Here is a 14,956-nt window from a genome sequence, read left to right on the forward strand (position 1 = left end):
AGACATAACGCACAGCAACGGCCGAACGTTTCCGGAAAACGCGGCTGAACAGTTCGCCGTCAGCGAAGTTCAGAATCGCCGCCGAATCGACGGATCAGGGCAACCTGCGGCTACGTTGCCGCATGGAAGGCGTCGATCACATCGGCCGGAATCCGGCCCCGCGTCGACACATTGTGGCCGTTGCGGCGGGCCCAGTCGCGGATGGCCGCGCTCTGCTCGCGATCGATGGCGGCGCGCCCGCGCCCGGTGCCGGCCGAACGCCCCCGACGACGGCCACCGACCCGGCGGCCGGCCTCCACCCACTGTTTGAGGTCATTACGCAGTTTCGCGGCGTTCTTGGAAGAAAGGTCGATCTCGTAACTCACGCCGTCGAGGGCGAATTCGACGGTCTCATCCGCGGCGGCTTCACCGTCGAAATCGTCGACCAACGTGACGGTCACTTTCTTCGCCATTAGCTCACACTGACCCTTCTGTGGCCACTCGTAGATTCACCCCGAACCCCTGCAGCAATGCTTACATACCGAAGGAATTCATTCAACAACCACATCGGTGAATGCAGTCAGTTTGAGTTCCTGCGCACAATCGGGAACAAAACCGTCTCTCTAATCGTCAGGCCCGTCAAAGCCATCAGCAGACGATCAATACCCATTCCGGTACCGGTTGTCGGTGGCATCGCATACTCCAATGCGGCGAGAAAATCTTCGTCGAGGCGCATTGCCTCGTCGTCACCGGCGGCGGCGGCCCGGGCCTGCGCCTCGAAACGTTCACGCTGAATGACGGGATCGATCAGTTCCGAGTAACCCGTGGCCAATTCGAACTTGCGCACATAAAGATCCCACTTCTCGGTGACACCGGGAATGCTGCGATGCGCGCGGGTCAAGGGGCTGGTCTCGACCGGGAAGTCACGCACGAACGTCGGTTCCCACAACGTCTCACCGACGGTGTGTTCCCACAGTTCTTCGACCAATTTCCCGTGTCCGTAACCGCGGTCGGTGGGAATCTCGACACCGAGCCGGTCGGCAATCGACAACAGGCGTTCCAGCGTGGTTTCCGGGGTGATCTCTTCACCGAGGGCGGCCGACAGCGAGGGATACATTTCCAGCGTCTGCCATTCGCCGTCGAGGTCATAGACAGTGCCATCGGCTAGTGGCACTTGGCGGGTTCCGAGCGCCTCGTCGGCGACTTCCTGAATGAGTTCACGCGTCACCACGGCGGAATCGTCGTACGTACCGTAAGCCTGATATGTCTCCAGCATCGCGAATTCCGGGGAATGCGTGGAATCGGCGCCTTCGTTTCGAAAGTTGCGATTCAGCTCGAAAACCTTCTCGAATCCACCGACCAGACACCGCTTGAGGAACAACTCCGGCGCGATGCGCAGGTAGAGATCGGCGTCGAGCGCATTCGAGTGCGTGATGAACGGTCGGGCCGCCGCGCCGCCGGCCAATGTCTGCAGCATCGGGGTCTCGACCTCCAGGAAGCCACGCCGCTCCAGCGCCGAGCGCACTGCGCGCACCACGGCGATGCGCTGGCGGGCGATGCTGCGCGCCTCTGGACGCACGATCAGGTCGACATAGCGCTGCCGGACCCGCGACTCCTCGCTCATCTCCTTGTGCGCCACCGGCAACGGCCGCAGCGCCTTGGACACGATTTGCCAGGAATCGGCCAGCACAGACAGTTCACCGCGTCGCGAGCTGATCACCTGGCCGTGCGCGAAGACGATGTCGCCGAGGTCGACATCGGCCTTCCAGGCGTCCAGCGACTCCTGGCCCACCTCGGCCAGGCTGATCATGACCTGCAGCTGGGTACCGTCACCGTCCTGCAGCGTGGCGAAACAGAGCTTGCCGGTGTTGCGGGCGAACACCACCCGCGCCGCCACCCCGACGATGTCGCCGGTCTGGGCGTCCACCGGCAGGTCGGGGTAGGCCTGCCGCAGTTCGGCCAGCGAATGGGTGCGCGCCACCTGCACCGGGTACGGATCACGCCCCTCGGCGAGTAACCGCTCGCGCTTGGCCTGGCGGATCCGGTACTGCTCGGGGGTGTCGTCGACATCAGAACTCACGACATGCCAGCTTAATCAGCGGCGACCGCGCTGGTTGTCGCGGTTGCGCTCGAAGACCAGGCGCAGCCCCTCCAGCGTCAGATGCCGGTCGTAGTGACCGACGGTGCGCAGGTCGGGAAGCACCAGCGGTGCCGAGTTGCCGGTGGCCACGACGGCCACGTCGGCACCACCGAATCCGGACACATCGGCGCGGATCCGGTCGACCAGCCCGTCGACCAGCGCGGCGAATCCGAACACCGCGCCGGACTGCATGCACTCGACGGTGTTCTTGCCGATCACCGAGCGTGGCCTGGTCAGCTCCACCCGGCGCAGCGCCGCCGATCGGGCGGCGGCGGCATCGGAGGACACCTGCACCCCGGGGGCGATCGCGCCGCCGAGGAACTCCCCCTTGGCCGACACCACATCGACACAGATCGACGAACCGAAATCCACCACGATGGCCGGCGAGTGGTACTTGTTGAAGGCCGCCAGGCAGTTGACGATGCGGTCCGCCCCGACCTCCTTGGGGTTGTCCACCAACAGGGGGATGCCGGTGCGGACACCGGGTTCGATGAGCACCTGCGGGATCGAGGGCCAGTACTGATCGAGCATCAACCGGATCTCGTGCAGCACCGAGGGCACCGTCGACAGCGCGGTGGCACCGGTGAGGCGTTCGGAATCGTCACCGATCAAACCGTCGATGGTCAGCGCCAGTTCGTCGGCGGTGACCTCGGACTCGGTGCGGATCCGCCAGTTCTGCACCACTTTGGCGTGGTCGCCGGTACCCGAGATCAACCCGACGACGGTATGGGTGTTGCGGACGTCGATGGCGAGCAGCACGGTCAGCGCGGCGACATCAGGCCGGAGGCATCGGCCGGCACGTGGGCGGGATCGGACCCGAGATCGATCTGCTTGTTGTCGGCGTCGACGAACACGATGCGCGGCCGGTACTCGCGTGCCCGGGCGTCCTCCATGGTGCCGTAGGCGATGAGGATGACCAGATCACCGGGATGCACCAGATGCGCAGCGGCACCGTTGATCCCGATCACGCCGCTGCCGCGCTCACCGGTGATGGCGTAGGTGACCAACCGGTTGCCGTTGTCGATGTCGACGATGGTGACCTGCTCGCCCTCCAGCAGGTCGGCGGCATCCATCAGATCGGCGTCGATGGTCACCGAGCCGACATAGTGCAGATCGGCCTGGGTGACGGTCGCGCGGTGGATCTTGGATTTGAGCATCGTGCGTAACATCAGTTCCTCCAGGGCAATTCGTGCTCGTCGTAGGCGACGTCGGGACCGTTGCCCGAGGGCGTGCCGAGATCGATCGCGATGTTGTCCAGCAGCCGGGTGCGCCCGAGCCGCACCGCCAGCAGCATCCGGGCCGAGCCGGTCCGCGGCGCGGACCCCAGCCAGTTGTCCCGGACCTCCAGGTAGTCCACGCTGATGGCGGGCACCTCGTCGAGCACGGCGCGCGCCGCATCCAGGGCGGCCTCGACACCCTCACCGGCGGCGTACATCCCGGCCAGCAGCGCCGAGGGGATGGCACAGGCCTGTTCGCGTTCCAGCTCGTCGAGATAGCGGTTGCGCGAGGACATCGCCAGCCCGTCCGCCTCGCGCACGACCGGCACCCCGACGATGCGGGTGTCCAGGTTCAGATCGTCGGCCATCTGCCGCACCAGCACCAGCTGCTGATAGTCCTTCTCACCGAAGAAGGCGCGATCCGGCCGGACGATCTGCAGAAGTTTCATGACAACGGTCAGCATCCCGGCGAAATGTGTTGGCCGCGAAGCACCTTCGAGCTGGGATGCCAAGTCGCCGGCATGCACCGAGGTGCGCGGGCCGGCCGGGTACATATCCGCGACGGTCGGGGTGAAGGCGATCTGCACGCCCTCACCGCGCAGTGCGGCCAGGTCCTCGTCGAGCGTGCGCGGATAGGCATCGAGATCCTCACCGGCGCCGAACTGGGTGGGGTTGACGAAGATCGACACCACGACCACCGAACCGGGCACCTGCTGGGCGCGCCGGATCAGCGTGAGGTGGCCCTCGTGCAGTGCCCCCATGGTGGGCACCAGCATGATGCGACGCCCCGTGGTGCGCAGCGCCCTGGTCACGTCGGCGATATCGGCCGGCCTGCGGTAGATGTTGAGTTCTCCGGCCTTGAACGCCGGCGGTCGGCGATCGGTCACGGTGTCTCCTTGTCGACGAGTGCTTCGAACACATCCGCGGGTGCATGCGCGCGCTGGGCGGTACGCAGTGAATTGGCCCGATAAGCCTGAGCCAGTTGGGGATCGGCTTCGGTGAGCGCGCTCAGGTGGCGGGCCACCGCGGCGGCGTCACCGCGGGCGACCGGTCCGGTCAGCGCGGCCTGGCCACGCTGCAGGGCGTTGTCCAGTGAGGCTCGCGCCAGTGGCGCGATGATGCGCTCGGCCAGCCCGCCGGGTGCGTCGACGACGAGTTCCTGGCCGAGCAATTCCTGGCCGCGCAGCGCGTCACGCAGCGCGTCGACCGCGTCGAGCACCACGGTGATGAGGTGGTTGCCCGAGTGCGCGAGCGCCGCGTGATACAGCGTCCGGGCGTCCTCGCGGACGCGGAAGGGCTCCCCGCCGATCTCCAGCACCAGCGACTGGCCGATGGCGTACCCGATCTCGTCGGCGGCGGTGATACCGAAGCAGGTTTCCGGCAGCCGGGTGATGTCCTCGTCGGAACCGGTGAACGTCATCGCCGGATGGATGGCCAGCGGCAGGCAGCCCTGCTCGGTGAGCGGTGCCAGGATCGCGATCCCGTTGGCCCCCGACGTGTGCACGACGATGGTGCCCGGGCGCACCGCCCCGGTGGCCGCCAACCCGGATACCAGCCCCGGCAGTTCGGCGTCGGGCACCGTCAGCAGCAGCAGTTCGGCGCGGGCCGCGACATCGGCCACCGGCAGCACCGCGGTATCCGGTAGCCGCCGGGCGGCCCGATCGCGGGAGGCGGCCGAGACCGCGCTGCAGGCGACCACGACGTGTTCGGCGCGCTCGAGCGCGAGGCCGAGCGCGGTGCCCACCCGGCCGGCCGAGATCACCCCGACGGAGAGCCGGGCCGGACGGAGTCCGTCGACCATGACAGACGACCTCGCAGATTCGCTGATGTTCGTTCCGGTCCCGCACTGCGGGTACCGGACGGTCTCCGGTGAGCCTAGCTCACTCCTCCCGGCGGCGACGCCGGCCACCTCCGCTGGGGGCGGCCTGGAACCGCGACAGCAGCTCCGAGACCGGCTGGCCGCCGGTGTGCTGACCGCCGGCCGGTTCGGGCTCGGGCTCGTCGGGGCTGCGGTGCCGCGCCGCGGCTGCCGGTGGCGGTGTGGTCGGTGGCGGCGTGGCCGGGGCGGAGGCAGGCTCGGCGGGTACCGCGTGACGGGCCCGGCGCGGCTCGGGCGCCTCGGCGTCGGGATTGGCGTGGCGGCCGCGGCGCTGCTCGGCACTCGGTGTTGCCTGCGCCTGGGTGGCCGGGGGCGGGGGCGGCGGGGGCGTCGGCTGTGCCGGCGGTGCGGGCGGTGCCTGCGGCTCGGGCTGGGCCCAGTTGCTGCCGGGTGTGCCGACCGGGATCCACTGTCCCTCGGCCGGGGCCGGATTCCACTGGGCGGCCAGCGGCTCGGACGGTGCCACCGGTTGTACTCGCGGCGGCGGTGTGGGTTCGGGGGCGGGAGCCTGCCACGGCGCGGGCTGCTCGCTGCCCGACGAACGGCGGTGCGCACCGCCGAAGGGCTCCGGCGGTGGCCCCCACTGATGCTCGGGCGGGGTGGGTTCGGCCGGCACGTCGATGATCGGGCTTTCCTCGGTGCGCGGGTCGGCCTCACTGCGGACCGGGCTGTCCAGGCGGCTGGCGATCACCCGTCCCGCCGGGCGCTCGGTCTCCAGCGCGGGCCGCTGATCAAGGTCGGTGTCGAACAAAATCTCCAGGTTGGCGCGCAACGCCGCGAGCTCGGCGCGCAGGGCCGCGACCTCGTCGGCGGACTGGGCGCGCAGCTCGGCGGTGAGTTCGCGGCGCAGTTGGGTCTCGACGGCAAGCTCGTATTCGCGCCGCGCCGAAATCTCGCGGTCGAGCTGGAGGTCGTAGACGTACTTGAGGTCGCGCACCTTGGCCTGGTCGAGATCGCTCTGCCGCCGGTAGATGAACGACACGAAGGCCGCCGCCACGGCCGCCCAGAGCGCCAATACGACCGCCAGCTTCAACAATTCGACGCGATTGGTGAACACCAGCACCGTGCTGGACACGATCGCGAGCACCAGCAGGGCGGTCAGCAGGACCCAGCCCGGCCTGCGGTTGACGCGCCTGACGCGCATGCCGCGGGACGGATCGGTCATGGGCTCCGACTGTACCGGTCGCAGGTCAGATCGCGTGTCGACCGCCGCGGCGATTCGGCTAATCCGCCGCCCCGCCGAGGTGATCGGCGTTGTTGTCGGGATCATCCGGTGACTTGCAGCAGTGCTGCAGCCACAGCGCGGCCGCCACCAGGGCCAGCGCGCACAGCGCGGCCACGACGGCACCGGCGGTGTCCTCCCCCGCGACCCGCATGGTGTCCCGGCGCGGGAGCAGGTAGCCCAGCACACCGATCCACCAGCCGAGCACCAACGCACCGACCCAGGCCGAGGCCTTGGCGATGATGACCGAGCGGGCCACCGCCAACGGATCCAACCGGCCCGCTCCGACACCGATCTTGCCGTCCTCGATGCGGCCCCGGACGACGTAGGCCCAGCCCGCCTCGGCCACGGCGATCGCCAACAGCGACACCCCGGTCCACATTGTGATCGGCGGGAACCACCGGTACAGACCGGTGACGAGCAGGTAGGCCAGCACGGCCGTGACCGCGGTGGCCGCGGCCAGGTCGCGTTTGCGGGTCAGTCCCATCAGGTCGTCAGCACCAGGTCGGTGCGGCGGACACCATCGCGTTCCTCGGCGGAGATACCGGCGAGCAGCTCTGCCACCGGACGTCCCGACAGGGTGGCCTCGGGGTCGGCGGCCAGCCACGGGATCAACACGAACGCCCGCTGCCCGGCGTACGGGTGCGGCAGGGTGAGATCGGCGTCCGCACAACGCAGTTCGGTGGCACCGTCACGGCAGGTGATGACGTCGACGTCGAGGGTGCGTGGGCCCCAGTGGACTTCGCGCACCCGCTGCGCGGCTGCCTCCAGCCGCTGCCCGTGCCGCAACCAGTCGCGGCCTGTGTAGCCGGGGTCCTCGGCGATCAGCACCGCGTTGAGGAATGCCTGCTGTTCGACGCCGCCCCAAGCGTCGGTCTCGTACACCGGCGACACGGCGCGCACCCGGTCGTCCAGACCGTCGATAACCGACTGCAGATGGGCCAACCGGTCTCCGATGTTGGAACCGATCGAAAGCACCGCCACACTCATGTGCCGCCCCGCCCGCCGCGGCGTGAGCGGCGCGCCACCACCGCGACATCGTCGAAGGTGAGCGGAATCGGGGCCGCGGGTTTGTGCACGACGACCTCGACCGCGTGCACCCGCTCGTCGCTCATCACGTCCTCGGCGATCTCACCGGCCACCGTCTCGATCAGGTTGCGCGGCGGTCCGGCGACCACCGCGGCGGCCCGTTTTGCCAGCGCGCCGTAATCCAGGGTGTCGGCCAGGTCGTCGGAGGCCGCCGCGGTGTGCAGGTCCACCCAGACGGTGATGTCGATGATGAAGTCCTGGCCGTCGCGGCGTTCGTGGTCGAAGACGCCGTGATTACCGCGAACCTTCAACCCGCGCAGTTCGATTCGGTCAGCCATGCCCGTCCTCCCATGCTCGCAGCACCTTCAGCGCGTCAACCGAGGCCTGCACATCGTGCACCCGCACGCCCCAGGCGCCGTGTTGGGTGGCCAGCGCGGACAGCACCGCGGTGGCCGTCTCCCGACCGGACGGCGGGCGCGGCTCGCCGTCCGGACCGGCCAGCAGGGTGCCCAGGAAACGCTTGCGCGACGCCCCCACCAGCACCGGGATCCCGGTGTCGACGAAGGTCGGCAGCGCGCGCAGCAGCTGCCAATTGTGTTGTGCCGTCTTGGCGAAACCGAGCCCGGGATCGATGATCAGATTCTGCGGGTCCACCCCCGCGCCGACCGCGGCGTCGACGCTGTGCAGCAGTTCGGCGCGCACCTGCGCGACGACATCGCCGTAGGCCGGTACCTCGTGCGGATGCTCGGCGCTCACCGATCGCCAGTGCATGAGGATCCACGGCACGTTCGCATCGGCCAGCACACCGGCCATGGCGGGATCGGCGCGCCCGCCGGACACGTCGTTGACGATCCGGGCACCGTTTTCCAGCGCGGCCGCGGCCACCGCGGCGTGCATGGTGTCGATGCTGACGGTCACGCCGGCGGCGGCCAGCTCGCGCACCACCGGCACTATCCGGGCGGTTTCCACCGGCGCCTCGATGCGGACGGCGCCGGGACGGGTCGATTCGCCACCGACGTCGACGATGGTGGCACCGGCCGACACCAGGGCCAGCCCGTGCTCGAGCGCCCGGTCACGGTCGAGGAAACGGCCGCCGTCGGAGAACGAGTCATCGGTGACGTTGAGGACCCCCATCACCACCGGCACATCCGTGCGTATGACGCTCACTTGCGCAGGATCAGTTCCAGTGCCTCGGCCCGGGACGCCTTGTCGGTCTTGAACTGTCCGCGCACGGCCGACGTGGTGGTGGTGGCACCGGGCTTGCGGACGCCGCGCATGGCCATGCACAGGTGTTCGGCCTCGACCACCACGATCACGCCGCGCGGATCGAGCTTGCGCATCAGCCCGTCGGCGATCTGTGCGGTCAGCCGCTCCTGGATCTGGGGACGCTTGGCGTAGAGGTCGACCAGCCGGGCGATCTTGGACAGGCCGGTCACCCGGCCGTCGAGACCCGGGATGTAACCGACGTGGGCCACCCCGTGGAAGGACACCAGGTGGTGCTCGCAGGTGGAGTACATCGGGATCTCTTTGACCAGCACCAACTCGTCGTGCTGCTCGTCGAAGCTGGTGTTGAGCACATCGTCGGGATCGGTGTAGAGCCCGGCGAAGATCTCCCTGAAGGCCCGCGCCACCCGGGCGGGGGTGTCCACCAGCCCGTGTCGGTCGGGATCCTCGCCGACGGCGATCAGCAGTTCCCGCACCGCGGCCTCGGCGCGCGGCTGGTCGAACGCCGCCTGGATGAAACCGGCCGTGCTCTCACCGTTCTTGCCCGACGTCGTCATCGACGCTCCGTTTCTGGTCAGCCTCGTGATGGTGGCGGATTATCCGGCGGCGGACCGCCGTACTGTCCCGGCGGCGGACCGTACTGACCCTGCGGAGGGCCGCCAGGTTGACCCTGCTGCGGTCCGCCGTACTGACCCGGTGGCGGACCGTACTGCCCCTGGCCGGGACCGTACTGCCCCGGCGGTGGGTAGTGCCCCGGCGGCGGACCGGCGGGCTGCCGGCCGGCCGGATACTGGCCGGCATTGTCGTACTGGCCGGCATTGTCGCGCGGCGGCCAGCCGGGCGCGTGCCAGCCGGCGGGCGCGCCGTAGTCGGGCTGGGCGTGGCCGTTGGGCGCACCGTTGGAGCCCGCACCGTTGCCACCGTTGTTGGCGGCGTCGCTGCCGCGGCTCGCCTCGGCGGCGCGGCTGGCCTCCAGGATGGCGGCCTTGTAGGCGGGTTCCTTCACCGGCGGCGGCCAGGGTTCGCCGCGCTCGATGGCGATCTCGCCCGGGGTCTTGATCGGTGGCTTGTCCGAGGGCACCCGGCCGCCGAAGTCGTCGAAGATCGTCAGCCGCGGGCGCTTCTTGACCTGATCGAAGATGGCCTCCAGCTCGACGCGGTGCAGGGTCTCCTTCTCCAGCAGTTCGCCGGCCAGGGTGTCCAGCACATCGCGGTATTCGGTGAGGATCTCCCAGGCCTCGGTGTGCGCGGCCTCGATGAGCTTGCGCACCTCGTCGTCGATGTCGCGGGCGACCTCGTGGCCGAAATCGGCCTGGGTGCCCATCGTCCGGCCGAGGAACGGATCACCGTGCTCGGTGCCGTAGCGCACCGCGCCGAGCTTGGCGCTCATGCCGTATTCGGTGACCATCGCGCGGGCGATCTTGGTGGCCTGTTCGATATCGGAGACCGCGCCGGTGGTGGGCTCCCGGAAGACCAGCTCCTCGGCGGCGCGGCCACCCATCGCGAACACCAACCGCGCGATCATCTCCGAGCGGGTCATCAGGCCCTTGTCGTCCTCCGGCACCGCCACGGCATGTCCGCCGGTGCGGCCGCGGGCCAGAATGGTGACCTTGTAGATCGGCTCGATATCGGGCATCGCCCAGGCCGCCAGCGTGTGCCCACCCTCGTGGTAGGCGGTGATCTTCTTCTCCTGCTCGCTGATGATGCGGCTCTTGCGGCGCGGTCCGCCGACGACGCGGTCGACGGCCTCCTCCAGCGCGGCGCCGGTGATGACGGTGCCGTTCTCGCGGGCGGTCAGCAGCGCCGCCTCGTTGATGACGTTGGCCAGGTCGGCACCGGACATGCCGACGGTCCGCTTGGCCAGCCCGTCCAGGTCGGCATCGGGGGCGATCGGCTTACCGGCGGAGTGCACCTTGAGCACGGCGCGGCGGCCGGCCAGGTCCGGGTTGGACACCGGGATCTGGCGGTCGAAGCGGCCGGGACGCAGTAGGGCGGGGTCCAGGATGTCGGGCCGGTTGGTGGCGGCGATCAGGATGACGCCCTGGCGGTCGCCGAAACCGTCCATCTCGACCAGCAACTGGTTGAGCGTCTGCTCGCGCTCGTCGTGCCCGCCACCCAGGCCGGCGCCGCGCTGACGGCCGACGGCGTCGATCTCGTCGACGAAGATGATGCACGGACTGTTCTGCTTGGCCTGCTCGAACAGGTCGCGCACGCGGGAGGCGCCGACGCCGACGAACATCTCGACGAAGTCCGAACCGGAGATGGTGAAGAACGGGACCCCGGCCTCGCCGGCCACGGCGCGCGCCAGCAGGGTCTTACCGGTGCCGGGCGGGCCGAACAGCAGCACACCGCGCGGGATCTTGGCGCCGAGGGCCTGGTAGCGGCTGGGGTTCTGCAGGAAGTCCTTGATCTCGTAGAGCTCTTCGACGGCCTCGTCGGCGCCCGCGACGTCGGCGAACGTCGTCTTGGGCATGTCCTTGGACAGCTGCTTGGCCTTGGACTTGCCGAAGCCGAAGCCCATCCGGCCACCGGACTGCATGCGCGAGAACATCACGAACAGCGCGACCAGCAGCAGCAGCGGCAGCATGTAGATGAGCAGGGTGCCCAGCACGCTGCCCTGGTTGACGACGGTGTTGACCTTGGCGTTCTTGGCGGTCAGCGCGTCGAACAGCTGCACGCCGACCCCGGTCGGGTACTTGGTGAGGATCTTGTCGCTGTTCTCGGTGTCGCCGTTGCCGGACTTCAGGTCCAACCGGAGCTGCTGCTCACGGTCGTCGATCTGGGCGCTCTCGACATTGTCGCTGTTGATCTGGGCCAGCGCGACCGAGGTGTCCACGGGCTTGTACCCGCGGGTGTCGTCACTGAAGTAGAAGAAAGACCAACCCAGCAGCAGCACCACGGCAATCGCGGTGAGCGTGCGGATGACGTTTTTACGGTTCATCGATGTCTCCGGCTCGCGGGTGCGAGGCCGGCCCGGTCCTTCCGATATACGCAGTTGGGAAACTCAAGGCTACCGCTTGACCAACGATCGGCAGTTCCCCGCCCAACCATGGTCAGGGCGGACGCGTTGTGCTTGGGTGAGACCGTGCTCACACCGACCGAACGGTTAGTCGAAACCAATGGCGTGACGTTGCGAGTGACGGAAGCGGGTGAGCGCGGCGACCCGGTCGTGGTGCTGGCACACGGCTTCCCCGAACTGGCGCACTCGTGGCGGCACCAGATCCCCGCCCTGGCCGCGGCCGGCTACCACGTTCTGGCCCCCGACCAGCGCGGATACGGCGGTTCATCGCGCCCGGATGCCATCGAGGGCTACAACATCATCGAACTGACCGCCGACATCGCCGGGCTGCTCGACGATGTGGGTGCCGACAACGCGGTGCTGATCGGCCACGACTGGGGCTCTCCGGTGGTGACCAACTTCCCGCTCTTCTATCCCGACCGGGTGACGGCGGTGGCCGCGTTGAGCGTGCCCCCGATCCCGCGAGCGTCCGCTCCACCGACCCAGATCTGGCGGCACATCTTCGGCGACAACTTCTTCTACATCCTGTATTTCCAGGAGCCCGGCGTCGCCGACAAGGCGCTCGACGCGGACCGACGGGCGTCCCTGCAGCGGATGGTGGCGCTGGAGGGGTTCACCGGGCCGGTCGACGAGATGACGGCCCAACCGCTACCGGCGCTGCCGGACTGGATCAGTGCCGACGAGTTCGAGGAGTACGTCCGCGCCTTCGAGCAGTCCGGGTTCACCGGTCCGCTGAACTGGTACCGCAATTTCGACCGCAACTGGGAGCTGACCGATCCGGCGGCCGGACACATCAAGACCACCACCATCACTGCGCCCGTGCTGTTTCTGGCCGGCAGCGCCGACCCGGTGCTGAGCTTCACCCCGCGTGACCATGTCCGCGATGTCGCCACCGGCCACTACTACGAGGTGCTGCTCGACGGGGCCGGGCACTGGTTGCAGCAGGAACGGCCGCAGGAGGTCAACGAGGTGCTGCTGAAGTTCCTCGGAGGTCTGCAATGAGCGACGTTCGCGGAGCGGATCAACAGGTGAGCCGCCCGTTGGACTTCGGTGTGTTCATCACGCCGTTCCACCCGACCGGCCAGTCCCCCACCCTGGCCCTGCAGTACGACATAGACCGCGTCGGGGCGTTGGACCGGCTCGGCTACGACGAGGCGTGGTTCGGTGAGCATCATTCCGGCGGTTACGAACTCATCGCCTGCCCCGAGGTGTTCATCGCCGCCGCGGCCGAGCGGACCCGGCACATCAGGCTGGGCACCGGGGTGGTGTCGCTGCCCTATCACCATCCGCTGATGGTCGCCGACCGGTGGGTGCTGCTCGATCACCTGACCCGCGGGCGCGTCATGTTCGGCACCGGTCCCGGTGCGCTGCCCTCGGATGCGTACATGATGGGCATCGACCCGGTCGACCAGCGCCGCATGATGCAGGAGTCACTCGAGGCGATCCTGGCGTTGTTCCGCGCGGCGCCCGATGAGCGCATCGACCGTCAGACCGACTGGTTCACCCTGCGTGACGCCGCGCTGCACATCCGGCCCTACACCTGGCCGCATCCGGAGATCTCCAGCGCGGCAATGGTTTCCCCGTCGGGTCCGCGCCTGGCCGGTCAGCTGGGCACCTCGCTGCTGTCGCTGTCGATGTCGGTACCCGGCGGGGCGGCCGCGGTGGAGACGACGTGGGGCATCGTCGAGGATCAGGCCGCCAAGGCGGGCCGCCCGACACCGGACCGCAATGACTGGCGGGTGTTGGGCATCGTGCACGTCGCCGACACCAGGGAGCAGGCCATCGAGGACTGCACCTACGGGTTACAGGATTTCGCGAACTACTTCGGTGCCGCCGGGTTCGTCCCGCTGTCCAACACGGCCGACGGTGACGGTAGCGATGCCCGCCAGTTCGTCGAAGACTATGCCGCCAAGGGCAATTGCTGCATCGGTACGACCGCCGACGCCATCGCCTACATCCAGGATCTGCTGGACCGCTCGGGCGGGTTCGGCACGTTCCTGATGCTGGGCCACGACTGGGCTTCCCCGGCGGCGACGTATCACTCCTACGAACTGTTCGCCCGCGAGGTGATCCCACACTTCAAGGGACAGCTCACCGCCCCGCACGCCTCGCACGAATGGGCCAAGGGGATGCGCGATCAGCTGCTCGGCCGCGCCGGGCAGGCCATCGTGAATGCCATCACCGAGCACACGGCCGAGGGAAAGAGCTGATGCGCGCCGCCGTGCTGCGCGACGGCGCCATGGTCGTGCGCGATGACCTTCCCGAGCCGGTGCCCGGGCCCGGACAGGTGCTGGTGGCGGTCAAGGCCTGCGGAATCTGTGGATCCGACCTGCATTTCGCCGCCCACGGTGACGAGATGCTGGCCGCCGGCGCCGAGATGGAGGGCATGCCCGACACCATGTCGGGTATCGACCTGGGCGCCGACATCTACATGGGTCACGAGTTCAGCGCCGAGATCCTGGAGGCCGGCCCGGGCACCGACGCTCCGACCGCCGGCACGATCGTGACCTCGGTGCCCGTGCTGGTGTCGGCCACCGGGTTGGAGATGATCGTCTACAGCAACACGACCGTGGGCGGATACGCCGAACGGATGCTGTTGTCGGCGCCGCTGCTGTTGCCGGTGCCCAACGGCCTGGATCCGCGCCACGCCGCGCTGACCGAACCGATGGCCGTCGGCCTGCACGCGGTCAACGTCTCCGCGATCGAGCGCGGCGAGACCGCCCTGGTCATCGGCTGCGGCCCGATCGGCATCGCGATCATCGCCGCGCTGCGCTACCGCGGTGTGGAAACGATTGTGGCGGCCGACTTCTCGTCCACCCGCCGCGCGCTGGCCGGCCAGGTCGGCGCGCACGTGACGGTCGACCCGGCTCGGGGCTCGCCGTTTCATCAGAGCACCCCGACGGTGGTGTTCGAGGCAGTCGGGGCACCCGGCATCCTCGACGACGTGATGCGCCGGGCACCCGCGGGGGCGCGCGTGGTGGTGGCCGGGGTGTGCATGCAACCCGATACCGTGCACCCGTTCTTCGCCAGCGCCAAGCAACTCAGCCTGCACTTCGTGTTCGGTTACGACCCAGCCGAGTTCGCGGAATCGCTGCGCGCCATCGCCGAAGGCGATATCGACGTCGCACCGATGATCACCGGCGAGGTCGGCCTGGACGGTGTCGCCGGCGCCTTCGGCGAACTGGCCGACCCGGACCGGCACTGCAAGATCCTGGTGACGCCGTAGCGCCGGCGACCCTATAGTCGT

16 protein-coding genes are annotated in these 14,956 nt (G+C 68.8%); 3 read left to right on the forward strand and 13 right to left on the reverse strand.

Annotated features, from left to right (window positions below; genetic code table 11):
- Nucleotides 1–110: 110 nt before the first annotated feature.
- The 13 genes from lsr2 to ftsH all read right to left on the reverse strand — a co-directional run bounded on the left by lsr2 (nucleotide 111) and on the right by ftsH (nucleotide 11,631).
- Nucleotides 111–452, reverse strand: coding sequence for a histone-like nucleoid-structuring protein Lsr2 (gene lsr2, locus ACWDUN_RS11015; RefSeq protein WP_449928361.1), 342 nt, complete (start codon nucleotides 450–452; stop codon nucleotides 111–113).
- Between the two features lie 107 nt (nucleotides 453–559).
- Nucleotides 560–2,059, reverse strand: a complete 1,500-nt coding sequence (lysS, locus tag ACWDUN_RS11020; RefSeq protein WP_449928363.1) for a lysine--tRNA ligase — start codon at nucleotides 2,057–2,059, stop codon at nucleotides 560–562.
- A gap of 15 nt (nucleotides 2,060–2,074) precedes the next feature.
- A complete protein-coding gene (locus ACWDUN_RS11025) occupies nucleotides 2,075–2,878 on the reverse strand; it encodes a type III pantothenate kinase (protein WP_449928365.1) in 804 nt (267 codons plus the stop codon).
- Nucleotides 2,879–2,880: 2 nt separating this feature from the next.
- Nucleotides 2,881–3,288 (reverse strand): aspartate 1-decarboxylase, encoded by a 408-nt coding sequence (gene panD / locus ACWDUN_RS11030; protein WP_449928367.1) that lies wholly within the window; start codon nucleotides 3,286–3,288, stop codon nucleotides 2,881–2,883.
- Nucleotides 3,288–4,223 (reverse strand): pantoate--beta-alanine ligase, encoded by a 936-nt coding sequence (gene panC, locus ACWDUN_RS11035; RefSeq protein ID WP_449928369.1) that lies wholly within the window; start codon nucleotides 4,221–4,223, stop codon nucleotides 3,288–3,290. The genes panD and panC overlap by 1 nt, the downstream gene beginning before the upstream one ends.
- On the reverse strand, nucleotides 4,220–5,137 hold the full coding sequence (locus ACWDUN_RS11040; protein WP_449928371.1) for a Rossmann-like and DUF2520 domain-containing protein: 918 nt from the start codon (nucleotides 5,135–5,137) through the stop codon (nucleotides 4,220–4,222). The genes panC and ACWDUN_RS11040 overlap by 4 nt, the downstream gene beginning before the upstream one ends.
- 79 nt (nucleotides 5,138–5,216) lie before the next feature.
- Entirely contained in the window at nucleotides 5,217–6,380 is a 1,164-nt protein-coding gene (locus ACWDUN_RS11045; RefSeq protein ID WP_449928373.1) for a DUF6779 domain-containing protein, read from the reverse strand.
- Between the two features lie 58 nt (nucleotides 6,381–6,438).
- The gene (locus tag ACWDUN_RS11050; RefSeq protein WP_449928375.1) at nucleotides 6,439–6,924 is read right to left on the reverse strand and encodes a DUF3180 domain-containing protein; all 486 of its coding nucleotides are present in this window, start codon (nucleotides 6,922–6,924) and stop codon (nucleotides 6,439–6,441) included.
- On the reverse strand, nucleotides 6,924–7,427 hold the full coding sequence (gene folK, locus ACWDUN_RS11055) for a 2-amino-4-hydroxy-6-hydroxymethyldihydropteridine diphosphokinase (RefSeq protein WP_449928377.1): 504 nt from the start codon (nucleotides 7,425–7,427) through the stop codon (nucleotides 6,924–6,926). Before folK ends, ACWDUN_RS11050 begins: the two co-directional genes overlap by 1 nt.
- Entirely contained in the window at nucleotides 7,424–7,804 is a 381-nt protein-coding gene (gene folB / locus ACWDUN_RS11060; protein WP_449928379.1) for a dihydroneopterin aldolase, read from the reverse strand. The genes folK and folB overlap by 4 nt, the downstream gene beginning before the upstream one ends.
- A complete protein-coding gene (gene folP / locus ACWDUN_RS11065; protein WP_449928817.1) occupies nucleotides 7,797–8,600 on the reverse strand; it encodes a dihydropteroate synthase in 804 nt (267 codons plus the stop codon). Before folP ends, folB begins: the two co-directional genes overlap by 8 nt.
- A 29-nt stretch (nucleotides 8,601–8,629) precedes the next feature.
- The gene (folE, locus tag ACWDUN_RS11070; RefSeq protein WP_449928381.1) at nucleotides 8,630–9,247 is read right to left on the reverse strand and encodes a GTP cyclohydrolase I FolE; all 618 of its coding nucleotides are present in this window, start codon (nucleotides 9,245–9,247) and stop codon (nucleotides 8,630–8,632) included.
- Between the two features lie 17 nt (nucleotides 9,248–9,264).
- Nucleotides 9,265–11,631, reverse strand: coding sequence for an ATP-dependent zinc metalloprotease FtsH (ftsH, locus tag ACWDUN_RS11075; protein WP_449928383.1), 2,367 nt, complete (start codon nucleotides 11,629–11,631; stop codon nucleotides 9,265–9,267).
- A 108-nt stretch (nucleotides 11,632–11,739) separates the two neighbouring features.
- Between ftsH and ACWDUN_RS11080 the strand changes: the two genes are divergently transcribed.
- Genes ACWDUN_RS11080 through ACWDUN_RS11090 form a run of 3 tightly spaced genes read left to right on the forward strand, consistent with a single transcriptional unit; the run spans nucleotide 11,740 to nucleotide 14,935 of the window.
- Nucleotides 11,740–12,711, forward strand: coding sequence for an alpha/beta fold hydrolase (locus tag ACWDUN_RS11080; protein WP_449928385.1), 972 nt, complete (start codon nucleotides 11,740–11,742; stop codon nucleotides 12,709–12,711).
- Between the two features lie 26 nt (nucleotides 12,712–12,737).
- On the forward strand, nucleotides 12,738–13,919 hold the full coding sequence (locus ACWDUN_RS11085; protein ID WP_449928819.1) for an LLM class flavin-dependent oxidoreductase: 1,182 nt from the start codon (nucleotides 12,738–12,740) through the stop codon (nucleotides 13,917–13,919).
- Nucleotides 13,919–14,935, forward strand: a complete 1,017-nt coding sequence (locus ACWDUN_RS11090; protein WP_449928386.1) for a zinc-binding dehydrogenase — start codon at nucleotides 13,919–13,921, stop codon at nucleotides 14,933–14,935. The genes ACWDUN_RS11085 and ACWDUN_RS11090 overlap by 1 nt, the downstream gene beginning before the upstream one ends.
- Nucleotides 14,936–14,956 lie beyond the last annotated feature (21 nt).

This window comes from Mycobacterium sp. NPDC003323 (assembly GCF_053589535.1).